The following is an 18,849-nucleotide window of genomic DNA, read 5'->3' on the forward strand; positions in this document are numbered from 1 at the left end:
CGCGATCGGCCTCATGGCCGTGCCGTCGCTGCAGCGGCCGCCGCGGTGTTGCCGACGTGGGCGCGATCGGCATGCGCCTGCGCCATCGCGTCCTTCAGTTCCTGCGGCATGTAGGTCTCGTCGTGCTTGGCCAGCACCTCGGTGGCGACGAAGCGCGCACCCTGCATCGAGCCGGTGGCGATCACCGCCTGGTTGTCGCGGAACAGGTCGGGCAGGATGCCGGTGTAGGCGACCGCGGTGGCACCGGCCTTGTCGATCACGGTGAACTGCACCTGCAGCGCATCGGCGCTGCGCGTGATCGAGCCGGCCTTGACCATGCCGCCGAGCCGGAACACCCGGTAGTCCCGGGCCGCGCCGGCCTGCACCTGGCTGGGCGTGAACAGGTAGCTGACGTTGTGCTGCAGGGCCAGCACGAACAGGCCGGTGGCCAGCGCCGCGGCGCCGAGCAACAGCAGCACCAGCAGCAGGCGGCGCTTACGGGTGGGATGCATCGTGCGCTCCATTGGTCGCAACGTTGCCGCGGGCACGGCGTGCCTGTTCGCGCGCCACTTGCGCACGGATGTCGGCGAGCAGGCGGCGCTGGCGGCGGCGCGGCAGCAGGCTGTCCAGAATCAGCACCAGCAAGGCCAGCGCGTACGCGCTCCATACGTAGACGGCGTAGCCGCCCATCGCCCAGAACGCGTTCATGCCGCGTGTTCCGCGGGCAGCGGCACGACATCGGCGGGCGTCGCCGGCACCGGCGCGGCCTGCAGCGCGATCGCACGCACCCAGGCCTTGCCGCGCTCCAGCGCCAGCAGGTCGCTGCGCATGCGCCCGCACAGGCTGGCGACGTAGTAGCACTTGCTGGCGACCACGCCGGTCAGCAGCGGCCATAGCATCGACAGCGGCATCGTCGACGGGCCGAGCACGCGCACCGTGGAGCCCTGGTGCAGGGTGTTCCACCACACCACCGAGTAATGCACGATCGGCAGGTTGATCAGTCCGACCAGCGCCAGCAGCGCGGCGGCGCGCGCGCCCTGGCGCGGATCGTCGATGGCACGGTGCAGGCCGATCACGCCCAGGTACAGGAACAGCAGCACCAGTTCCGAGGTCAGCCGCGCGTCCCAGGTCCACCAGGTGCCCCACATCGGCCGGCCCCACAGCGAGCCGGTGCACAGGGTGACGAAGGTGAAGGCCGCGCCGATCGGCGCCGAGGCCATGCAGGCGATTTCCGCCAGTTTCACCCGCCACACCAGCGCGACCAGGCCGGCCAGGCCCATCGCGGCGTAGACGAACAGGCTCATCCACGCGCACGGCACGTGCACGAACATGATGCGGTAGGCGTCATGCTGCTGGTAATCCGGCGGCGCCAGCACCAGCCCGCCGTAACAGGCCACGGCGCCGAGCAGCACGGCCGCGGCCAGACTCCACGGGCGCACCGCGCCGGCCACGCGGTAGAAGGTCGGCGGCGCGCCGAGCCGGTGCAACCAGAGCGGAATCCAGGAACGCATGGGGGCCTTCAGCGGGCGAGGGGAGCGCTGCGCGGCAACGCCTGTACCGCGGCGGCGGCGTCGACCTGCAATAGGCCGTCGCGCGTGCGGCTGGTGCGCAGCAGCAGCTCGTGCACGCTGCGCGCATCCAGTTGCGGCGCCAGCGCCAGCAATAGCGCGACCACGCCGCTGACGTGGGCAGTGGCCATCGACGAGCCGGAAGTGAAGTCGTAGCCGCCGTTGGGCTGGGTGGTGAGGATGTCCTCGCCCGGCGCGCTGAGCACGCCCGCCGGCGCCGGGGCGGCGGCGCTGCTGCGCACCACGATCACCCCGGGAATGCCGTCGGGAAACCCGTCCAGGCGGCCGTTGGGCGGCATCGCCGCGACCACGATGCGGCCCTCGCGCAGCAACTGTTCCAGCAGCTTGCGCAGGAGTGGGTCGGCCGGGCCGCCGAGGCTGAGATTGACGATGCGGGTGCGGGTGTCGCCGATCGCTGCCAGCGCCTTGGCCAGGGTGAAGGAGTTGCAGCCGGCGCCGGCGCCGGGGCGCTGCGGATACCAGCAGGCCTTGTACACGTCGAGCATCGCCTTCGGCGCGATGCCGACGATGCCCAGGTGGTTGTTGCTGCCGGCGGCGATGATGCCGGCGACCTCGGTGCCGTGGTGGTCGCGGTTGAACGCGCCCGGGTCGGCGGCGACCAGGTCGCGGGTGTTGCGCAGGCGCCCGCGCAGGTCCGGGTGCGCGGTGTCCACGCCGGTGTCGACGATCGCCACGTCCACGCCCTGGCCCTGGCTCAGCGCCTGCGCGGTGGCCGCGTTGGTCGCGGCGAAGCCGCGCTGCATGTCCACGTAGGGATCGTTGTAGCGCAGCGGCTGCGCCGGTGCGGCCGCAGCCTGGCTGTCGGTCGAATAGGTGCCGAAGTCCTGCAGCGGCTGCGACAGCGCCACCCGGTCGTCCTTGGCCAGTTGCGCCAGCAGCGCGGCGCGGTCGCTGCCCGGCGCCGGCTCCAGCACCACGCAGTACAGCCCCAGCGCCTTGATCGGCCAGCCGGCGACCTGGCGCAGGCCGTAGCGCTTGTTCAGCGCGTCCAGGGTGGCGACCGCCTGGGTGCCGGCGCCGTAGTAGCGGGCGGAGGCGTAGCCGAGCAGGTTGGAGCCGGCGTGGCGGCTCGGCGCGGCCATCGGGTTGGCCACGGCGAGGACGATCTGGCGCTGGCTGTCCAGCGCCGGCGACGGATCCAGGCTGGGCGCCTTGGCGTCCGTGGCAGGCGCCGGATCGGCGACGGCCGCCGGCGCGGCATGGGCGCAGGCGCCCAGGCCCAGGCAGGCGAGGAGCAGGCTGGCGAGACGCAGCTTCATGGCGCGGCGATCGGCTCCGCCAGGCGGATGCCGGCGGTGGCGCGCAACTGCTGCACGCTGCGCTGCGGCTGCGCCGGCGACCCGGCCTGGATCGGCACCACGGTGTAGGCGCCGGCGGCGTTGGGGCCGCCGATCACCCGCAGCTGCAGCTTGCGCAACAGCGCGTCCCAGTCGGCCAGGGTCATGCGCGCGTCCGGCACCACCCGGATCGCGTCGGCCGCCAGCGGCTGCGCGGCATCGCTGAGGGTGCGGTAGGCGGTGCTGCGTTCGTGCTCGGCGGACAGGCGCATGCCCAGCACGCCCAGGCCCACCGCCTGCAGCAGCGCGGCGGCGACCAGCGCCCGCGTGGTCCAGCTGGCGCGGCTGCGCTGCGGCGGCGCCTGCGGAACCGGCGCGTCCAGGCGCTGCAGCAGGCGCTGCAGCCCGGCTTCGGCGTCCACCGGCACGTCGCTGGGCAGGGTCATGGCCATGCGCAGGCGGCTCTGCTGGGCGAACTCGGCGCTGCAGTGCCGGCACTTGGCCAGATGCGCGACCAGCCACTCGTTTTCGGCTTCCGTGGCGCTGCCCTGCAGCACCCACGGCATCAGGTCCCAGGCATGCGCGCACTCGTTGCCCGGCTCGTTGAAGCCCGTTTTCATCACGCGCTCTCCGTCAGCGTGGACGCATCGCCGGCCAATCCCGGCAACACGTTGCGAAGTTTGACCCGGGCATGGAACAACCGGGCTTTGATGGTGCCCACCGGACACTGCATGATCGCGGCGACCTCTTCCAGCTTGTGGCCGAGGCCGTAGACCAGTTCCACCACCAGGCGCTGGTCGGCCGACAGGCGTTCCAGGCCCTTGCCCAGCCAGTCGCGCAGCTCGCGGTCCTCGTCCGGGTCGGCCGCCGCGGCGCGGTCCTCGGCGGCCACGCCGTCGTCGATGGCGTCGTCGCTGTGGTGGCGGATCGCCTTGAGCCCGCAGCGGTAGGCGATGCCCATGATCCAGGTCGAGACCTGCGAATCGCCGCGGAAGTCGCCGGCCTTCTGCCAGACGATCCAGAAGCAGTCGTTGATCGCTTCCTCGATGATGTCCGGGCGCCGGGTCAGCCGCGACAGGAACCGGCACAGGCGCCCGTGGTAGGCGCGGTACAGGCGGGTCAGCGCCTCGCGGTCGCTGGCGGCCATGCGCCGGAGCAGCATGCGGTCGGTGGCATCGCCGAGCAGGTCGGTGTCGTTCATGGGGGCAGGTGTGGCAACGGGCACCGGTATGTGCCGGGGCGGCACGGAAAGGTTGCGCTCGCCTCAGAAGCTGCGGGAGACGCTGGCCACCCACGGCCACAGGCCGCGGTCGGCATAGCCGGTGCGGGCGTTGCTGAACACACGGTCCACCTCCAGGCTCCAGCGCCCGGCGTTCCAGATCAGCCCGGCGTGGCCGTAGCGATAGTGCGCCGTGTACTCCAGTCCGTACAGGGTCGGCGGTGCCTGGCTGACGCCGACCCCGGCCGACAGCGACAGCGGGCCGGTCAGTGGCTGGTGCGCGGTCAGGTCCAGCGCCCCGTACCAGCGCTGCTGCAGGCCGCTGTCGGGCATGCGGAAGGCGGCCAGCGACAGGCTCAGGCGGTCGCGGTAGCTCCAGCCCAGGCTGACCTCGTCGCGGTTGAACAGGCGGTTGGCGCGCGCGCCGGGGTAGCGGTACAGCAGCGCCTCCGCCTGCAGTTGCCAGCTGTCGGACACGGTCCAACTGCGCGACAGGCCGACGCTGCTCATCAGCACCGTGCCCGGCGCGTCCAGCGCCACGCTGGCCGAGCCGCTCAGCGACCAGCCCGGCGCCGGCAGCCAGAACAGCGCGCCCTGCAGGGTCGGGGTAGCGCGGGTCACGGCGATGCCGCGGTCGACCAGTTGCGAGCTGATCCCGGCGGCGCCGCCGATGTCGCCGGCCGTCGCCGCCGGGGCGTGCAGGGCGGCCAGCGCCAGGGCCAGCGTCGCGCCGGCGCACGGATGCACTGACCGCCGGGCCGCGGTACCCGTCCTGCAACGCTGGGCGACGGCGGGTGGCCGGGACGAGGCACCGCGGACGGCAGGCAAAAAACGCACGGTGACTCGATGCTCGCAGGTCAGGAATCGGGCACGGGCGCGGCACGCTGGCCGGCCCGTCGGGCGCCGAATATGACCGGATCGGGCAGCGAGTTCAATGCAGGCTGTGCAGGTAGGCGATCAGGTCCTGCAACTGCTTGGCATCGTCCAGGCCGTCGTACTTCATCTTGCCGCCGGGCAGCGCCTTGGACGCCGGTTGCGAGAGGTAGCTGCGCAGCTTGTCGTCGCTCCAGGTCCACTGGCTCTGCTTCATCGCGTCGGAGTAGGCGTAGTCCGGCACGCTGCCGGCGCGGCGCCCGGCCACGCCGAACAGGGTCGGGCCCTTCTTGTTCTTGGCCGGCGCGGCGCTGTGGCATTCGGCGCATTCGCTGGCGAACACGCCGGCGCCCGGCATGCCGCCGGCGGCCTGGGCGGACGGCGCCACCACGGCGGCCAGCGGCAGCAGGCCGGCCAGCAGGGTGCACAGGGAGAGGGCATGGGTGCGTTTCATGGGGGAAGCTCCGTGCGGGGGAATCAGAAAGCGAGGCTCAGGCTCAGCGCGAACTGGTTGAGGTCGCGCGGGCGGGTGACCGGGGTGGCCCCGAACACGTTGCCGGTGCTGCCGTTGAACTTGCTGAAACGGAACCAGGTCGCGGACAGGCGCAGGTTGGAGATCGACGAGTAACTGTCGTCCTTGCCGAACGGTGCCCACGAGGCGCTGATCAGGTTGCTGGTGGTGTCCGGCGCGCCGTAGGGGCGGTAGCGGAACGGATCGTCCGAGCCGGTGTTGATGAAGTGCGCCAGCAGCAGGCTGTAGCTCTGCTTGTAGGTGTAGTTGAGGCTGATCGACTGGTCGCGCACGCTGGCCCGGCGCGGGCCTGCCAGGGCCGGGTTGGTCGGGTCGATCAACGCGCTGCCGTAGCGGCGGCGCTCGTAGATGTTGAGGTAGCCGAGCTTGAGGATGTGCTCGCGGGTGCCCAGGAACTGGTAGTTGAGGTCGTAGCCGAGGTCGGTGAAGTCGTCGCGCGGGCCGGTGCTGCGCGGCAGCTGCCGGCGCGTGGTCAGCGCGACCACGCCGGCGGAGAAGAACTGCCGCTTGAGGTCCTTCATGTAGCTCAGGCGCAGGTAGCCGGTGTCGCTGAGCTTGCCGGGATCGCCGCCGATGGCGTAGCCGAGATCGTCCTGGGTCGACACCGGCAGGGCGGTGTAGGTGCCGACCTCGCCGTACCAGTTGCGGTCGTACAGGCCGTAGACGCTGGTGCCGATCACCCGGTTGGACAGCGACGACTGGTTGAGCAGGGTGGTCGAACTGGCATAGGCCGAGGCCGGACCCAGGCCGGAGGCGTTGGGCAGCATGCCGATCGGATCCTGGCTGCCGGGATTGTTGTTGACGCTGACGCCGAGCAGGGTGTCCTTGCCGCCGAGCTGGAAGCTCTTGACCACCGCGCGCAGGTCCACGTTGTCCAGGCGCGTGGTGTAGTCGTTCTTGCCGTTGTTGGTCCTGGCGACCTTGACGTAGCCGCCGACGTTGTCGGTGATGCGTCCGGCCAGGTACAGGTCGGCTTCGCTGAAGCGGGTGCGGCTCTCGCCGCGCGCCGGCACGCTGCGGGTGGCGGTGAGCTGTGCGGAGACCGGGATCTTGGTGCCGTTGCCGTCGCTGTCGGTGTAGCCGCCGAGCTTGAAGCGCATGCCGTACGGAGTCAGCGCCGGGCCGTAGGCGCCGATGTGGCAGTCGGCGCAGGACGAGCCGGTCTGCCGCGCGAATGCCGGCACCGCGGCCGCGCGCGGGCTCAGCACCAGCAGCAGCGAACCGAGCGCCGACCACAGCAGCGCCTGCTCGGCGCCGCGCGTCCTGTCGCTGCGGGAGAAGGTGGAGGGGGACGACGGGGCCTGGTGCATGCGGAAAGTCCTTTGGCGGGCGGGTGGGGGCGGCGACGGACGCAAACGGGGAAGGAAGACGCGGCTCAGCGGCGGCGCAGGAACGGCAGCATCCGTTGCAGCACCGCGTCGCGGCGGACGAGGTGGTGCCACAGCGCCGCGCCGATATGCAGCAGGATCAGGCCGAGCAGCAGCCAGGCCGCGTCCACGTGCCAGGCGCCCAGGGTGTCGGCGAGATCGGGATCGGGCGCGACCAGCTCCGGCAGCGTCGCGCCGAACAGATGCACCGGCTTGCCCATCGATTGGCTCAGCGCCCAGCCCAGCACCGGCAGGGTCAGCAGCAGCGCGTACATCACCACGTGGGTGGCGCCGGCCAGCAGGCGCATCAGCGCCGAACCGGCCTCCGGGTCGTGGCGCTTGCCAAGGCGCATGCGCACCAAGACGCGTACGCAGAACAGGCCGAGCACGAACAGGCCGAAGTGGCGGTGGCCTTCCAGCAGCCACTGCCGCCACATGCGGCCTTCGACCTCTTCGCGCAGCAGGATCAGCCCCGCCGCCAGCACCAGGCACAGCACGGTGAGCCAGTGCAGCCACACCATCGGCCGCGGCAAGGCGGCCGGCGCGGCGGCAGGGGACACAGGGGGTTTCGGAGCGGCCGGCGTGGGCGAGGTCATGGCGGTACGCGGTGTCCTTGGGGCAACGAAGTGGGCGCAGCCCGATGCCGGCGGGGCATCGCGGCAGCGGTGGTCGTCGATGGGTGCCGGCGCTGCGGCGAAAGGTTGCGTCGCGCGGCGCGTCGGCCTCGCGCAACCTTTCCGCAGACCGAGGGCACTCAGCCTGGACACTCCGATGTGGAGCCCGGTCGGGCACTCTGATGGCAATCGAACGAATCCAGTTGCGGACGCACGGCGATGCGCGCGGGCAGCTCGTGGCGCTGGAACAACAGCGCGACGTGCCTTTCGACATCCGCCGCGTGTACTACCTGTTCGCCACCCGCAACGGCGTGCATCGCGGCCAGCATGCGCACCGCCATCTCAACCAGTTGGCGGTGGCGCTGCACGGTTCGGTGTCGTTCCTGCTCGACGACGGCAGTGGACCGATGCAGGTGGTGCTGGACGATCCGCGGCAGGGCCTGCTGCTCGGCAGCATGGTCTGGCGCGATCTCTACGACTTCAGCGAAGACTGCGTGCTGATGGTGCTCGCCGACCAGGCCTACGATCCCACCGACTACATCTTCGACTACGACGAGTTCCTGCGCGAAGCCGCGGGCCTGCGCCGCCAGGAGGCCTGAAGCCATGGCACGTCCCCTGGTCATCGTCGGCGCCGGCGAACTGGCGCAGATCGCCTGCGAATACTTCACCCACGACAGCGACTACGCCGTGCTGGCCTTCAGCGTGGAGCGCGACTACCTGTCCACGCCGACCCTGGCCGGCCTGCCGGTGGTGGCCTACGAGGAACTCGAGCAACGCTATCCGCCGTCGCAGGTGGAGGTGTTCGTGGCGATTCCCGCCAGCGGCCTCAACCGATTGCGCACGCGCTTCTACCTGGACGCCAAGCGCCGCGGCTACCGCATGGCCAGCTACGTCAGTTCGCAGGCCTTCGTCTGGCGCAACGTGGAACTGGGCGAGCACTGCTTCGTGTTCGAGCACAACGTGCTGCAGCCGTTCACCCGCATCGGCGCCAACTGCATCCTGTGGAGCGGCAACCACGTCGGCCACCGCACGGTGATCCATGACCACGTGTTCGTGGCCTCGCATGCGGTGATTTCCGGCTACTGCGAGATCGGCGCGGGCAGCTTCGTCGGGGTCAACGCCACGCTGAGCGACCGGGTCAAGGTGGCCGCCGACAACGTGATCGGCGCCGGCGCGCTGCTGACCCGCGACACCGAGCCGGGACGCGTCTACGTCGGTGCGCCGGCGCGGGCGGTGGCCGGCAAGTCCAGCTTCGACGTGGACCTGTGAGGCACATGTTCGCCTGGCACAAACGCGGTCTTGTCTTCGACACCGCACGCGATGGCGTCGGCGGCTGGATGCGGCATTCGGCGCTGACGCCCACGCCGCTGCGCCTGGATGCCGAGCGTCTGCGCATCTACGCCGGCTTTCGCGACGACGCTGGGGTCAGCCGCATCGGCTACGTCGACGTGCGCGCCGACGATCCGACCCGGGTGCTGGGCGTCAGCGCAGCCCCAGTGCTGGACATCGGCCGCGCCGGCTGTTTCGACGACAACGGCATGATCCTCGGCGACGTGGTGCACGGGCCGGACGGTCTCTACATGTTCTACGTCGGCTTCCAGCAGGTGGCGAAGGCCAAGTTCCTGGCCTTCACCGGCCTGGCGGTGTCCACCGACGGCGGCGACACGTTCCAGCGCCGCCAGGACACGCCGCTGCTGGACCGCGCGCCGGGCCGCAGCACCATCGCCGCGGTGCATTCGGCGCGCTATCGCGCTGGCCGCTGGCAGCTCTGGTACGCGGTGGGCGACGACTGGGAATGGCTCGGCGGCATGCCGTATCCGCGCTACCACATCCGCTGCGTGGAGACCGACGACCTGCAGGCGGTCCCGCGGCAGGACACCGTCTGCCTGCAACCGCAAGGCGACGAATACCGTATCGGCCGCCCGCGGGTGTACCGGCACGATGGCCGCTATCTGATGTACTTCACCCACGGCAGCCGCGATGGTGCCTATCTGCCAGGCATGGCCGTCAGCGACGACGGCCGCCACTGGCAGCGCTGCGACACGGTGCTGGGCCTGCCGCTGTCGGCCGAGGGCTGGGATGCGCGCACGCTGTGCTACCCGGCGCTGCTCCGCCACGACGAGCGGCTGTTGCTGTTCTACAACGGCAACGACATGGGCCGCGACGGCTTCGGCGTGGCCGAGGCGCAACTGCCCGCCGGCATGGTGTGGGAGGACGCCGATGCTGTCGGTTAGGGCCTACACCGCGGCCGACGCACCGCTGTGGGATGCCGTGGTGGAGGCCTCGCGCAACGGCAATCTGCTGCACCGGCGCGGCTACATGGACTATCACGCGGCGCGCTTCGTCGATGCCTCCTTGCTGGTCGAGGACGCCGGCACGCCGCTGGCGGTGTTCCCGGCCAACCGCGACGGCGACGTGGTGACCAGCCATGCCGGACTCAGCTATGCCGGTCTGCTGTCGACCCACGCGCTGCGCGCGACGGCCACGCTGGAAGTGTTCGAGCGCATCGCGGCGCATTACCGCGACGCCGGCGTGCGCATACTGCTGTACAAGGCGGTGCCGCATCTGTTCCACCGCAGTCCGGCGGAGGAGGATCTGTACGCGCTGCATCGGTTGGATGCGCGCCTCTACCGTCGCGACCTGTCCTCGGCGGTGCCGCTGCGCGTGCCGCCGCGCTTCGCTGCCGCACGCAAGCGCTCGGTGGCCAAGGCGCGCCGCGCCGGGCTGCGCGTGCAGCGTGTGGACGACCCGGCGCCGCTGCATGCGCTGCTGGGCGAGGTCCTGCAACGCCACGACGCGCGTCCGACCCACAGCCTGGACGAACTGCGCCTGCTGTGCGCGCGCTTCCCGGCGCAGATCGTGCCGTATGAAGTCCGCGACGGCGGCGACCTGCTGGCCGGCACGCTGGTGTACGACTTCGGCCACGTCGTCCACACCCAATACCTGGCCTGCTCGGAGCAGGGCCGCCGCACCGATGCGCTGAGCCTGCTGCTGGCCGAGCTGATCGAGCAGGTCTACGCGCAGCGCGACTTCCTCAGCCTGGGCATTTCCACCGAGCAGCAGGGCCAGGTGCTCAATGCCGGCCTGGTCGAGCAGAAGGAGCGCTTCGGCGCGCGCGCGTTGGTTCACGATTTCTACCGTTGGGAGTTGCAATGAGCCTGCCGCCGGCCAGCGTGCCGTTCCTGGATCTGCGGGCAAGCAATGCACGCTATGCCGATGAGCTCAAGGCCGCAGCGGCACGGGTGATCGATTCGGGCTGGTATGTGCTCGGCGAGGAGCTGGAGGCGTTCGAGCGCGAGTTCGCCGCCTACTGCGGCACCGCTCACGCCATCGGCGTCGGCAACGGCATGGACGCGCTGACCCTGATCCTGCGTGGCTACCGTGCGCTGGGCCGGCTGCACGAAGGCGACGAGGTGCTGGTGCCGGGCAACACCTTCATCGCCAGCTTCCTGGCGATCAGCGAGAACCGGCTGCGGCCGGTGCCGCTGGAGCCGGAGGCGGCCAGCTTCAATCTGGATCCGGCGCAGGTGGAGCGGGCAATCGGCCCACGCACCAGGGCGATCCTGGCGGTGCACCTGTACGGGCAGCTGGCGGACATGGCCGCGCTCCGCGCCATCGCCGAGCGCCATGGGTTGCTGCTGCTTGAGGACGCCGCGCAGGCGCACGGCGCGCGCCGCGACGGCCGCCATGCGGGCAGCTTCGGCGATGCCGCCGGCTTCAGCTTCTTCCCCGGCAAGAACCTGGGCGCGTTGGGCGACGGCGGCGCCGTGACCACCGACGACGCCGAACTTGCGGCGCAGCTACGCGTCTTGCGCAACTACGGCTCGGACATCAAGTACCGGCATCTGGTGCAGGGCGTGAACTCGCGCCTGGACGAGCTGCAGGCGGCGCTGTTGCGGGTCAAGCTACGCCACCTGGATGCCGATATCGCCGCGCGCCGCGCGATCGCCCAGCGCTATCTCGACGGCATCGCGCATCCGCAGATCGCCGTGCCGCAGGTGGCCGACCCGGCCGCGCATGCCTGGCATCTGTTCGTGGTGCGCTGCGCGCAGCGCGACGCGCTGCAACGGCATCTGCAGGCCCAGGGCGTGCACTGCCTGGTGCATTACCCGACGCCGCCGCATCGTCAGCCGGCCTATCCGGAACTGGCCACCCTGCAGTTGCCGCTGTGCGAGCGCTTGGGTGCCGAGGTGTTGAGCCTGCCGATCGGCCCGACGCTGGACGCTGCGGCCGTGGCGCAGGTGATCGATGCCTGCCAGCGTTTCGGGGATGTGGCGGCATGAACGTGCTGCGCAGCGGCGTGTACAGCGGCGTGGCCACTGCGGCCAAGCTGCTGTCCGCGTTGCTGGTGCTGAAGCTGGTGGCGGTGTACGCCGGCCCGGCCGGGGTCGCCCGGCTCGGCCAGTTCACCAGCCTGATGTCGTTGCTGGCAGTGGTGGCCGGCGGCGGCATCGGCGCCGGCGTGGTCAAGTACGTGGCCGAGTACCGCGACGATGCGCCGGCACTGGCCCGGCTGCTCGGCAGCGCACTCGGCTACGCCTGCGTCGCCGCGATCGCGATGGGCGTGGCCGCGCTGCTGTGCAGCCGCCTGATCGCCGAGCGCCTGCTCGGCGATGCGCAGTACCAGCCGCTGATCTGCGTGCTGGCGGTGGCGCAGCTCGGCATTGCGCTGGCCAACTACATCCTGGCGGTGGTCAACGGCTTCATGGACGTGCGCCGGCTGGCCTTCGTCCAGGTCGCCGGTGCGGTGCTGAGCGTGCTGTTGGTGGCCGCGCTGGCGCACGGCATGGGCCTGTCCGGGGCGCTGCTGGGCCTGGTGCTGGGGCAGGTGGCCTGGCTGTGCGCCGGCGTGCCGGCGCTGCGACGCAGCCCGTATTTCCGCCTCGAGATGCTGCGCATCCGTTTCGATCCGGCGATGGTGCGGCGACTGGCCGGCTTCTCGGTCATGACCCTGGCCTCGGCGCTGCTGCCGCTGCTGGTCAACATCGGCGTGCGCGATCATCTGGCCGGCCAGTTCGGCTGGCAGCAGGTCGGTTACTGGCAGGCGGTGAGCCGCGTGTCCGATGCCTATCTGCTGTTCTTCACCACCGCCATCAACGTCTACTACCTGCCCAAGCTGGCGGCGTTGCATACGCGGCAGGCGCTGTGGCAGGAACTGCGCGGTGCCTACCGCTATGTGCTGCCGGCGGTGCTCCTCGCCGCGGCGGCGGTGTACCTGTGCCGCGACTGGATCACCCGGCTGCTGTTCTCCGCCGATTTCGCCGCCGCGCTGCCGCTGTACGCGCCGCAGCTGCTCGGCGACGTGCTCAAGATCGCCTCCTTCGTGCTGTCCTACCTGATGCTGGCCAAGGCGATGACGCGGCTGTTCGTGCTCTCCGAATGCCTGTTCGCCGCCAGCTACCTCGGCCTGGTGGTGCTGTTCACCGCGCGCATGGGCCTGATTGGCGCGGTCTACGCGTTCGCCTGCAACTACGCGCTGTACCTGGTGTTCAACATGCTGGTGGCGCGCCGCTACCTGCGAGGACTGGGCTGATGGACGCAACGTATACCCCGACGACGCTGCCGCTGGTGTCGGTGCTGATTCCGGCCTACAACCACGCGCGCTTCGTGCAGCGCTGCCTGGACAGCGTGCTGGAAGACCCGTACCCGAACAAGGAACTGGTGATCGTCGACGACGGCTCCAGCGACGGCACCGCCGAGCGCATCGCCGAGTGGATCGCGCAGCACGGCGACAGATTGCACGTGCGCTTCTGGCCGCGCGAGAACCTCGGCATCGCCGCCACGCTCAACCACCTGGTGGCGATGGCGCGCGGCGAGTTCCTGCGCCTGGGGGCCAGCGACGACTATCTGCTGCCTGGCGGGCTGGGCGTACAGGTGGCCTACCTGGGCGCGCATCCGCACAAGGCCGCGGTGATCGGCGACGCCATCGTGGTCGACAGCCAGGGCCGCACCGTGCACCAGAGCAGCATGCGCGACCTGCACGGCGTGGACAAACGCCTGTACCTGAGCGAGGCCGGCATCCGCCGCGCGGTGATCCGGCACTGGGCGGTGAGCGGGGCGGTGGCGCTGGTCCGGCGCAGCGCGCTGCAGCCGGGCGCCGAATGGGACGAGGGCCTGCGCATCGAGGACTGGGACTTCTTCCTGCGCCTGGTCGCGCGCGACGCGCTGGGTTTCCTGGACGTGGCGGTCTGCGCCTACCGCGTGCACGACCACAACGCCAGCCGCACCCGGCATCTGCCCAGCCGCCTGGCCAACCTGGCCGAGTCGCGGCAGGTGGCGCTGCGCCGCGCGCGCTTGTTCGATCCGGCCTGCCGCACCCTGCTGCATGCGCAGGCGCACTACATCGCCGCCAAGATCGCGTTCCTGCGGCGCAACCCGCTGGCGCTGGGCGGACACCTGCTGGCGCATGCGTGGCTGTCGCTGTTGGCGCAGCTGCGCCAGGGCGGCCAACCGACGCTGGCCGAGCGCGCATGAGCAGGCTGTTGCGCCTGCCGTCGGCGTATTTCGGCCTGCCGCTGCTGCTGAGCTGCGCGCTGACCCTGCTCACCTTCGACCTGCCGCCGGGCTATCTTGCCGGCATCGCGCTGCTGGCCGCCGTGGCGCTGGCGACGCTGGGCCTGGATGCGCTGCTCGGCATCCGCCTGCCGCCGCTGGCGGCGTTCCGGTCGCGCGAGTACGCCGGCACGCGCGAGGCCTTCGTCGCGCTCGGCCTGGCCGCGGCGGTGGGGCTGTTCTGCGTGCTGGACCTGCTGCTGTTCCCGATCCCGTTGCTGCACAACCCCTCCGCCTACGCCGACCTGAGCCCGCTGCAAGCGCACGTGCGGCATGTGTCGAACATGTGCTGGATCCTGCCGCCGATCGGACTGCTGTGTGCGCGCGAGCGCAGCGTGCGCAATGCGCTGCTGCTGGCCGGCTTCGCCTTCCCGGTGCTGGTGATCGACCGCAACCGCCTGTTCGCGGCAGTGTTCAGCGTCGGCCTGTTGCTCTTGCTGCGCCGCCACCCGACGCGGCCGCTGCCTTGGAAACGGGTACTGGCGCTGCTGTGCGCCGGCGCCGCCGCGTTCTCGCTGTTGGGCACGCTGCGTTCCGGCTCGCTGGATTCGGTGGCGCTGCCGTTCGGCGCGCTGTACCGGGCCGCACCGCAGGGCATCAAGTGGCTGCTGCTGTACATCGGCGCCGGCCCGTACAACTTCGGCGCGCTGCTCAGCAAGGGCTACGCCAACGCCAGTTTCCTGATCAACCAACTGGCGCCGCTCAGCGGTTCCATCGCCACGGCCGGGACCGGCATCCCGCTGGATGCGCCGAACATCAATGTCGGCACCGAGTTCCTGCCGTTCCTGCTGGCCGGCGGCCCCGGTGCCGCGCTGGTGGCGATGCTGGCGCTGTACGCGGCGCTGCTGTGGAGCGTGCGTCTGCTCGGACGCGGCGTGGCGCTGTTCAACCTGCTGGTGTTCCTGCGCATCGCCTACGCCTGCGTGATGTCGCCGTTCGCGCCGCAGGCGTTCACCTGGACCAATGCCGGCTTCGTCGCGCTGTGCCTGCTGCTGCACGCCTGCAGCGCCTTGCTGCCGAACCGCCGCGAGCCCGCCGCGGACGCGGCCCTGCCTTCCGTTTCCCCGAGATCCCCGCTGCCATGACCGACACCGCCATGCCCCAAGACGAAATCTACCTGCTCGACCTGTGGCGGATCCTGCGGCGCGAATGGCGCTGGTGCCTGCTGCCGCTGCTGCTGGCATTGGCGCTGGCGGCGTTGTTCCTGCACGGCGCGACCCGCCAGTGGCAGGCCACCGCCTGGGTACAGGTCGGCGAATTCGGCCCGACCCCGGCCGGGCGCGACCCCAAGCTGGAGCCGTTCCAGCGGGTGATCGATCGGATCAAGACCCGGCAGTTCCAGGAACAGGTGCTGCATAGCGCCGGCGTGGCCCTGGACAGCCGCCAGGCCGCGCTGTACCGCGACAGCCTGAAGCTGGATCCCGACCCGTACGCCAACCTGATCCAGTTGACCCTGCGCGCGCAATCGCCGCAGCAGGCGCGACAACTGGCCACGGCCACCATCGCGCAGTTGCAGGCGCTGCACCGGCGCATCCAGGCCGGTCCGCTGCAGCAGGCCACTGCGCGGCTGCAGGAGCTGGCCGCGGACATCGCCGCGACCCAGACCGAGCGCGAGCGCCTGCTGCAGCAGCAACGCGAAGGCCGCGGCAGCGTCGAGCAGCAATTGCTCGGCAACATGCTGTTGTCGGAGAAGACCACCACCCTGCGCGGCCTCAAGGCCGAGCGCGAGGATCTGCTCGGCCGGCTCGGCACGCGCTACACCTACGACACCTCGGCGCCCTGGGAGACCTACGTGCCGCCGCGCGCGGCGTTTCCCAACCCGGTGCTGGTGCTGGCGGCGGCGCTGCTGGCCGGGCTCGGCGGCGGCGTGCTGGCCGCGGTGGCGCGCAATGCGCTGCGCCGGCGGCAGGCGCGGCCGACAGGGGCGAGCGTCGCCGCCGCATAACAGCAGCTCGTCGATTCAACCAAACGGCGCTGCCGCCGCACCTACCTGCAGTACCGCGCGCTCGATGCGCGCGGATTCCGACAAGGGCAGGGCAGTGGAGAGGTGCAGGTGACAGCGAATGGCAAGGCGGGTGCAATGGCGCACTCGACCACTCTGGACCCGGTGCGGTTGCTGGACACGCAGCGCGCCTTCGACAGCGTGGCCGCCGATTACGACGGCCCGCGCGGCAACAACGCGCTGATCCAGCGCATGCGCACCACCCTGTGGGACAAGGTGGCGACGCAGTTGCCGGTCGGCTCGCGGCTGGTCGATCTGGGCTGCGGCACCGGCCTGGATGCGCACGCCTTCGCCCAGCGCGGCTACCGCGTGCTGGCCACCGACTGGTCGCCGCAGATGGTGGAGCGCACCCGTGCCCGCGCGCAGGATCCCAGTCTGCGCGGCCGGCTCAGCGTGGCCCATGTCGGCATCCAGCAACTGGATCTGCTCGACGGCGAGTTCGACGGCATGTACTCCAATTTCGGCCCGCTCAACTGCGCGCCGGACCTGCCCGACGTCGCGCGCCACTGCGCACGGCTGCTGCGCCGCGACGGCCGCCTGGTGTTCTCGGTGATCGGCCGCCTGTGCCCGTGGGAGCTGGGCCACTACCTGCTGCGCGGCCGCCTGCGCCGTGCCGCCGTGCGCGCCGCACGTGGCGCCACCGCCGTGGGCATGAACGGGCACACGATCTGGACCTGGTACTACTTCCCACGCGAGTTCTACCGCGCGTTCGCGCCGCACTTCGCGCTGGAGTCGTACCGCGCGCTCAGCCTGTGCCTGCCGCCGCCGTACCTGGTCGACCACTACCAGCGCCATCCGCGCCTGGGCGAGGCGCTCGGCCGCCTCGACGACCGCATCGGCGGCTGGCCGCTGCTGCGCGACATGGGCGATCACTTCCTGATCGTGATGCGCAAGCGCTGAGCATGGCCGCGTCTGCCGCCCCCATCGACCTCTGCCTGGAGGGTGCGCGTGTCGCGCACGCCTGTGGGGCGGTGCACGCGCCGCTGGCGCTGCGCGCCGGCCGGATCGCCGCGGCGGCCACGCCGGCCGCGCTGCGCATCGATCTGCACGGGCAGTTGGTGCTGCCCGGCTTGATCAACGCCCACGAGCATCTGCACGTCAATGCGGTGCCGCCGCTGCCGCAGGCTGCGCCGTTCGCCAACAGCTATGCCTGGATCGACGCCTTCGCCGCGCATTTCCGCACGCCGGCGGTGACCGCCGCGCTGGCCCTGCCCAAGTCGCTGCGGCTGCGCCATGGCGGGCTGAAGAACCTGCTGGCCGGCGTGACCTGCGTGGCCCACCACGATCCCTGGCATGCCGCGCTGGATGCGGCCGACTTCCCGGTGGCGCTGCTGCGCGAGTTCGGCTGGAGCTACACCTTGCACGGCCCCGACTACGGACCGCCGCTGGCACGGAGCTTCGCCGCGGCGTCCGCCGCCGGCTGGCCGTGGATGATCCACCTGGCCGAAGGTACCGACGCGGTGGCCGCCGGCGAACTCGCCGAGCTGGAGCGGCGCGGCTATCTGGCGGACAACACGGTGCTGATCCACGGCGTGGGCCTGGGCGCGGACGACGTCGCCCGCGTGCTCACGTGCGGCGCGGCGGTGGTGTGGTGCCCGAGCAGCAACCTGACCCTGCTCGGACGCACCCTCGATCCGCAGCGCCTGAGCGCGGCCGGGCGCCTGACGCTGGGCAGCGATGCGCGGGTCAGCGGCGGCCGCGACCTGCTCGAGGATCTGCGCCTGGCTGCCACCCACGGGCTGGACGCGACCCAGGCACTGCGCCTGGCCACGACCGCCGCGGCCGACATCCTGCGCATGCCGGATCGCGGGCATCTGGCGCCGGGCGCACACGCCGATCTGCTGATCGTCGCCGACCGTGGCGGGGCGCCTGCCAACAGCCTGGTCGGGCTGCCGCGCAGCGCATTGCGCGCGGTGGTGCGCGACGGGCGGCCGCGGATCGCCGATCCAGATTTCGCCGCGTGGTTCGCTGCCGCCGGCGTGGACACGGTACCGGTGACGCTGGACGGGACCCCCAAGCTGCTCGCAGTGGAGCTGGCCGACCCGACGCTGCTCGCGCTGGAGCCGGGCCTGGAACTTCACGTTGCGCCACCGCGTTCACACACGACACAACTGTCGCAGGAATGCCCGGCATGAGCGCGATCCCGACCCTCGATCCGCTGGCCGCCTATGCGCTGTGGGCGGACAGCTACCCGGCGCAGGCGCACAACCCGGTGATGCAGGCCGAGCAGCGCGCCATGCTGGCCTTGCTGCCGTCGTCGTTGCGCGGCCAGCACGTGCTCGATGCCGGCTGCGGCAGCGGCCGCTACCTGCTGCATGCGCTGCAGCGTGGCGCCGGCCACGTCACCGGCGTGGACCTGTCGCCACAGATGCTGACGCGCGCCGCGCAGGAACTGGGCGACGTCGATACCGGCCGCTACACGCTGCGCGAAGGCCGCCTGGAGGCCTTGCCGCTGGCCGATGCCAGCGCCGACCTCAGCCTGTGCGCGCTGGCGCTGGGGCACCTGCCGCAGCTGCCGCCGGCCCTGGCGGAACTGCGCCGGGTCACCCGGCCCGGCGGTTGGGTGCTGTGCAGCGACGTGCACCCGATCGGCCCGGCGCTGGGCTGGCGCCGCGACTTCAAGGCCGGTGGCCAGCGCTACGCGGTGCGCCACACCCAGCACCTGTACAGCCACTGGCACGCCGCCTGCGCCGCGCTCGGTCTGGCCATCGACGCGGTCAGCGAACCGATGCTCGACCCGGCGGACATCCCCGCCGGCGCCCATTTCGATCCCGCTGCATTGCAGGTGCCGGTGGCCCTGGTGCTGCGCCTGCGGCGCCTGCCGTGACCCCCGTCCTGCGTTCGC

General features: G+C 71.2%; 22 protein-coding genes. 12 read left to right on the plus strand and 10 right to left on the minus strand.

Features of this window, described 5'->3' with window-relative positions; translation table 11 throughout:
- Window positions 1-11: 11 nt before the first annotated feature.
- The 10 genes from ccmE to SLW56_RS18525 form a co-directional block, all read right to left on the minus strand.
- Window positions 12-491, minus strand: a complete 480-nt coding sequence (gene ccmE / locus SLW56_RS18480) for a cytochrome c maturation protein CcmE (protein ID WP_153752750.1) — start codon at window positions 489-491, stop codon at window positions 12-14.
- Window positions 475-687 (minus strand): heme exporter protein CcmD, encoded by a 213-nt coding sequence (gene ccmD / locus SLW56_RS18485; protein WP_267085309.1) that lies wholly within the window; start codon window positions 685-687, stop codon window positions 475-477. Before ccmD ends, ccmE begins: the two co-directional genes overlap by 17 nt.
- Entirely contained in the window at window positions 684-1,490 is an 807-nt protein-coding gene (locus SLW56_RS18490; protein WP_267085310.1) for a heme ABC transporter permease, read from the minus strand. Before SLW56_RS18490 ends, ccmD begins: the two co-directional genes overlap by 4 nt.
- An 8-nt stretch (window positions 1,491-1,498) precedes the next feature.
- Window positions 1,499-2,827 carry a S8 family serine peptidase gene (locus SLW56_RS18495; RefSeq protein ID WP_267085311.1) on the minus strand — a complete coding sequence of 443 codons (1,329 nt, stop codon included), beginning with the start codon at window positions 2,825-2,827 and terminating at the stop codon, window positions 1,499-1,501.
- Entirely contained in the window at window positions 2,824-3,465 is a 642-nt protein-coding gene (locus tag SLW56_RS18500; RefSeq protein WP_043092005.1) for a zf-HC2 domain-containing protein, read from the minus strand. The genes SLW56_RS18495 and SLW56_RS18500 overlap by 4 nt, the downstream gene beginning before the upstream one ends.
- Complete coding sequence (locus SLW56_RS18505) at window positions 3,465-4,046, minus strand: sigma-70 family RNA polymerase sigma factor (protein WP_267085312.1); 582 nt, start codon at window positions 4,044-4,046, stop codon at window positions 3,465-3,467. The genes SLW56_RS18500 and SLW56_RS18505 overlap by 1 nt, the downstream gene beginning before the upstream one ends.
- Before the next feature lie 63 nt (window positions 4,047-4,109).
- Window positions 4,110-4,811: a hypothetical protein gene (locus SLW56_RS18510; RefSeq protein ID WP_267085313.1), complete on the minus strand. Its 702-nt coding sequence runs from the start codon at window positions 4,809-4,811 to the stop codon at window positions 4,110-4,112.
- Between the two features lie 184 nt (window positions 4,812-4,995).
- The gene (locus SLW56_RS18515) at window positions 4,996-5,391 is read right to left on the minus strand and encodes a c-type cytochrome (protein ID WP_267094092.1); all 396 of its coding nucleotides are present in this window, start codon (window positions 5,389-5,391) and stop codon (window positions 4,996-4,998) included.
- A 23-nt stretch (window positions 5,392-5,414) separates the two neighbouring features.
- Window positions 5,415-6,779 (minus strand): hypothetical protein, encoded by a 1,365-nt coding sequence (locus SLW56_RS18520; protein ID WP_017916197.1) that lies wholly within the window; start codon window positions 6,777-6,779, stop codon window positions 5,415-5,417.
- 65 nt (window positions 6,780-6,844) lie between these two features.
- Complete coding sequence (locus SLW56_RS18525) at window positions 6,845-7,357, minus strand: cytochrome b/b6 domain-containing protein (RefSeq protein WP_320695291.1); 513 nt, start codon at window positions 7,355-7,357, stop codon at window positions 6,845-6,847.
- Between the two features lie 275 nt (window positions 7,358-7,632).
- Between SLW56_RS18525 and SLW56_RS18530 the strand changes: the two genes are divergently transcribed.
- From SLW56_RS18530 to SLW56_RS18585, 12 genes are all read left to right on the plus strand, one after another.
- Entirely contained in the window at window positions 7,633-8,049 is a 417-nt protein-coding gene (locus tag SLW56_RS18530; protein WP_017909879.1) for an FdtA/QdtA family cupin domain-containing protein, read from the plus strand.
- Between the two features lie 4 nt (window positions 8,050-8,053).
- On the plus strand, window positions 8,054-8,719 hold the full coding sequence (locus SLW56_RS18535; RefSeq protein ID WP_043092010.1) for an acetyltransferase: 666 nt from the start codon (window positions 8,054-8,056) through the stop codon (window positions 8,717-8,719).
- Window positions 8,720-8,724: 5 nt separating this feature from the next.
- A complete protein-coding gene (locus tag SLW56_RS18540) occupies window positions 8,725-9,684 on the plus strand; it encodes a hypothetical protein (protein ID WP_320695276.1) in 960 nt (319 codons plus the stop codon).
- Entirely contained in the window at window positions 9,671-10,606 is a 936-nt protein-coding gene (locus SLW56_RS18545; RefSeq protein WP_320695277.1) for a GNAT family N-acetyltransferase, read from the plus strand. The genes SLW56_RS18540 and SLW56_RS18545 overlap by 14 nt, the downstream gene beginning before the upstream one ends.
- Window positions 10,603-11,733, plus strand: coding sequence for a DegT/DnrJ/EryC1/StrS family aminotransferase (locus SLW56_RS18550; RefSeq protein WP_267099835.1), 1,131 nt, complete (start codon window positions 10,603-10,605; stop codon window positions 11,731-11,733). Before SLW56_RS18545 ends, SLW56_RS18550 begins: the two co-directional genes overlap by 4 nt.
- On the plus strand, window positions 11,730-12,983 hold the full coding sequence (locus SLW56_RS18555; RefSeq protein WP_295939573.1) for an O-antigen translocase: 1,254 nt from the start codon (window positions 11,730-11,732) through the stop codon (window positions 12,981-12,983). The genes SLW56_RS18550 and SLW56_RS18555 overlap by 4 nt, the downstream gene beginning before the upstream one ends.
- Entirely contained in the window at window positions 12,983-13,924 is a 942-nt protein-coding gene (locus SLW56_RS18560) for a glycosyltransferase (RefSeq protein ID WP_267120873.1), read from the plus strand. The genes SLW56_RS18555 and SLW56_RS18560 overlap by 1 nt, the downstream gene beginning before the upstream one ends.
- A complete protein-coding gene (locus SLW56_RS18565) occupies window positions 13,921-15,087 on the plus strand; it encodes a hypothetical protein (protein WP_320695278.1) in 1,167 nt (388 codons plus the stop codon). Before SLW56_RS18560 ends, SLW56_RS18565 begins: the two co-directional genes overlap by 4 nt.
- A gap of 11 nt (window positions 15,088-15,098) precedes the next feature.
- Window positions 15,099-15,947 carry a Wzz/FepE/Etk N-terminal domain-containing protein gene (locus tag SLW56_RS18570; protein ID WP_320695279.1) on the plus strand — a complete coding sequence of 283 codons (849 nt, stop codon included), beginning with the start codon at window positions 15,099-15,101 and terminating at the stop codon, window positions 15,945-15,947.
- A gap of 135 nt (window positions 15,948-16,082) precedes the next feature.
- Window positions 16,083-16,904, plus strand: coding sequence for a class I SAM-dependent methyltransferase (locus tag SLW56_RS18575; protein WP_320695280.1), 822 nt, complete (start codon window positions 16,083-16,085; stop codon window positions 16,902-16,904).
- 2 nt (window positions 16,905-16,906) lie between these two features.
- A complete protein-coding gene (locus SLW56_RS18580) occupies window positions 16,907-18,139 on the plus strand; it encodes an amidohydrolase family protein (protein ID WP_295930213.1) in 1,233 nt (410 codons plus the stop codon).
- Entirely contained in the window at window positions 18,136-18,831 is a 696-nt protein-coding gene (locus SLW56_RS18585; protein WP_152236906.1) for a methyltransferase domain-containing protein, read from the plus strand. Before SLW56_RS18580 ends, SLW56_RS18585 begins: the two co-directional genes overlap by 4 nt.
- The last annotated feature ends 18 nt before the right edge of the window (window positions 18,832-18,849 follow it).

The organism is Xanthomonas sp. LF07-6 (assembly GCF_034105445.1).
Taxonomy (GTDB): Bacteria; Pseudomonadota; Gammaproteobacteria; order Xanthomonadales; family Xanthomonadaceae; genus Xanthomonas_A; species Xanthomonas_A sontii.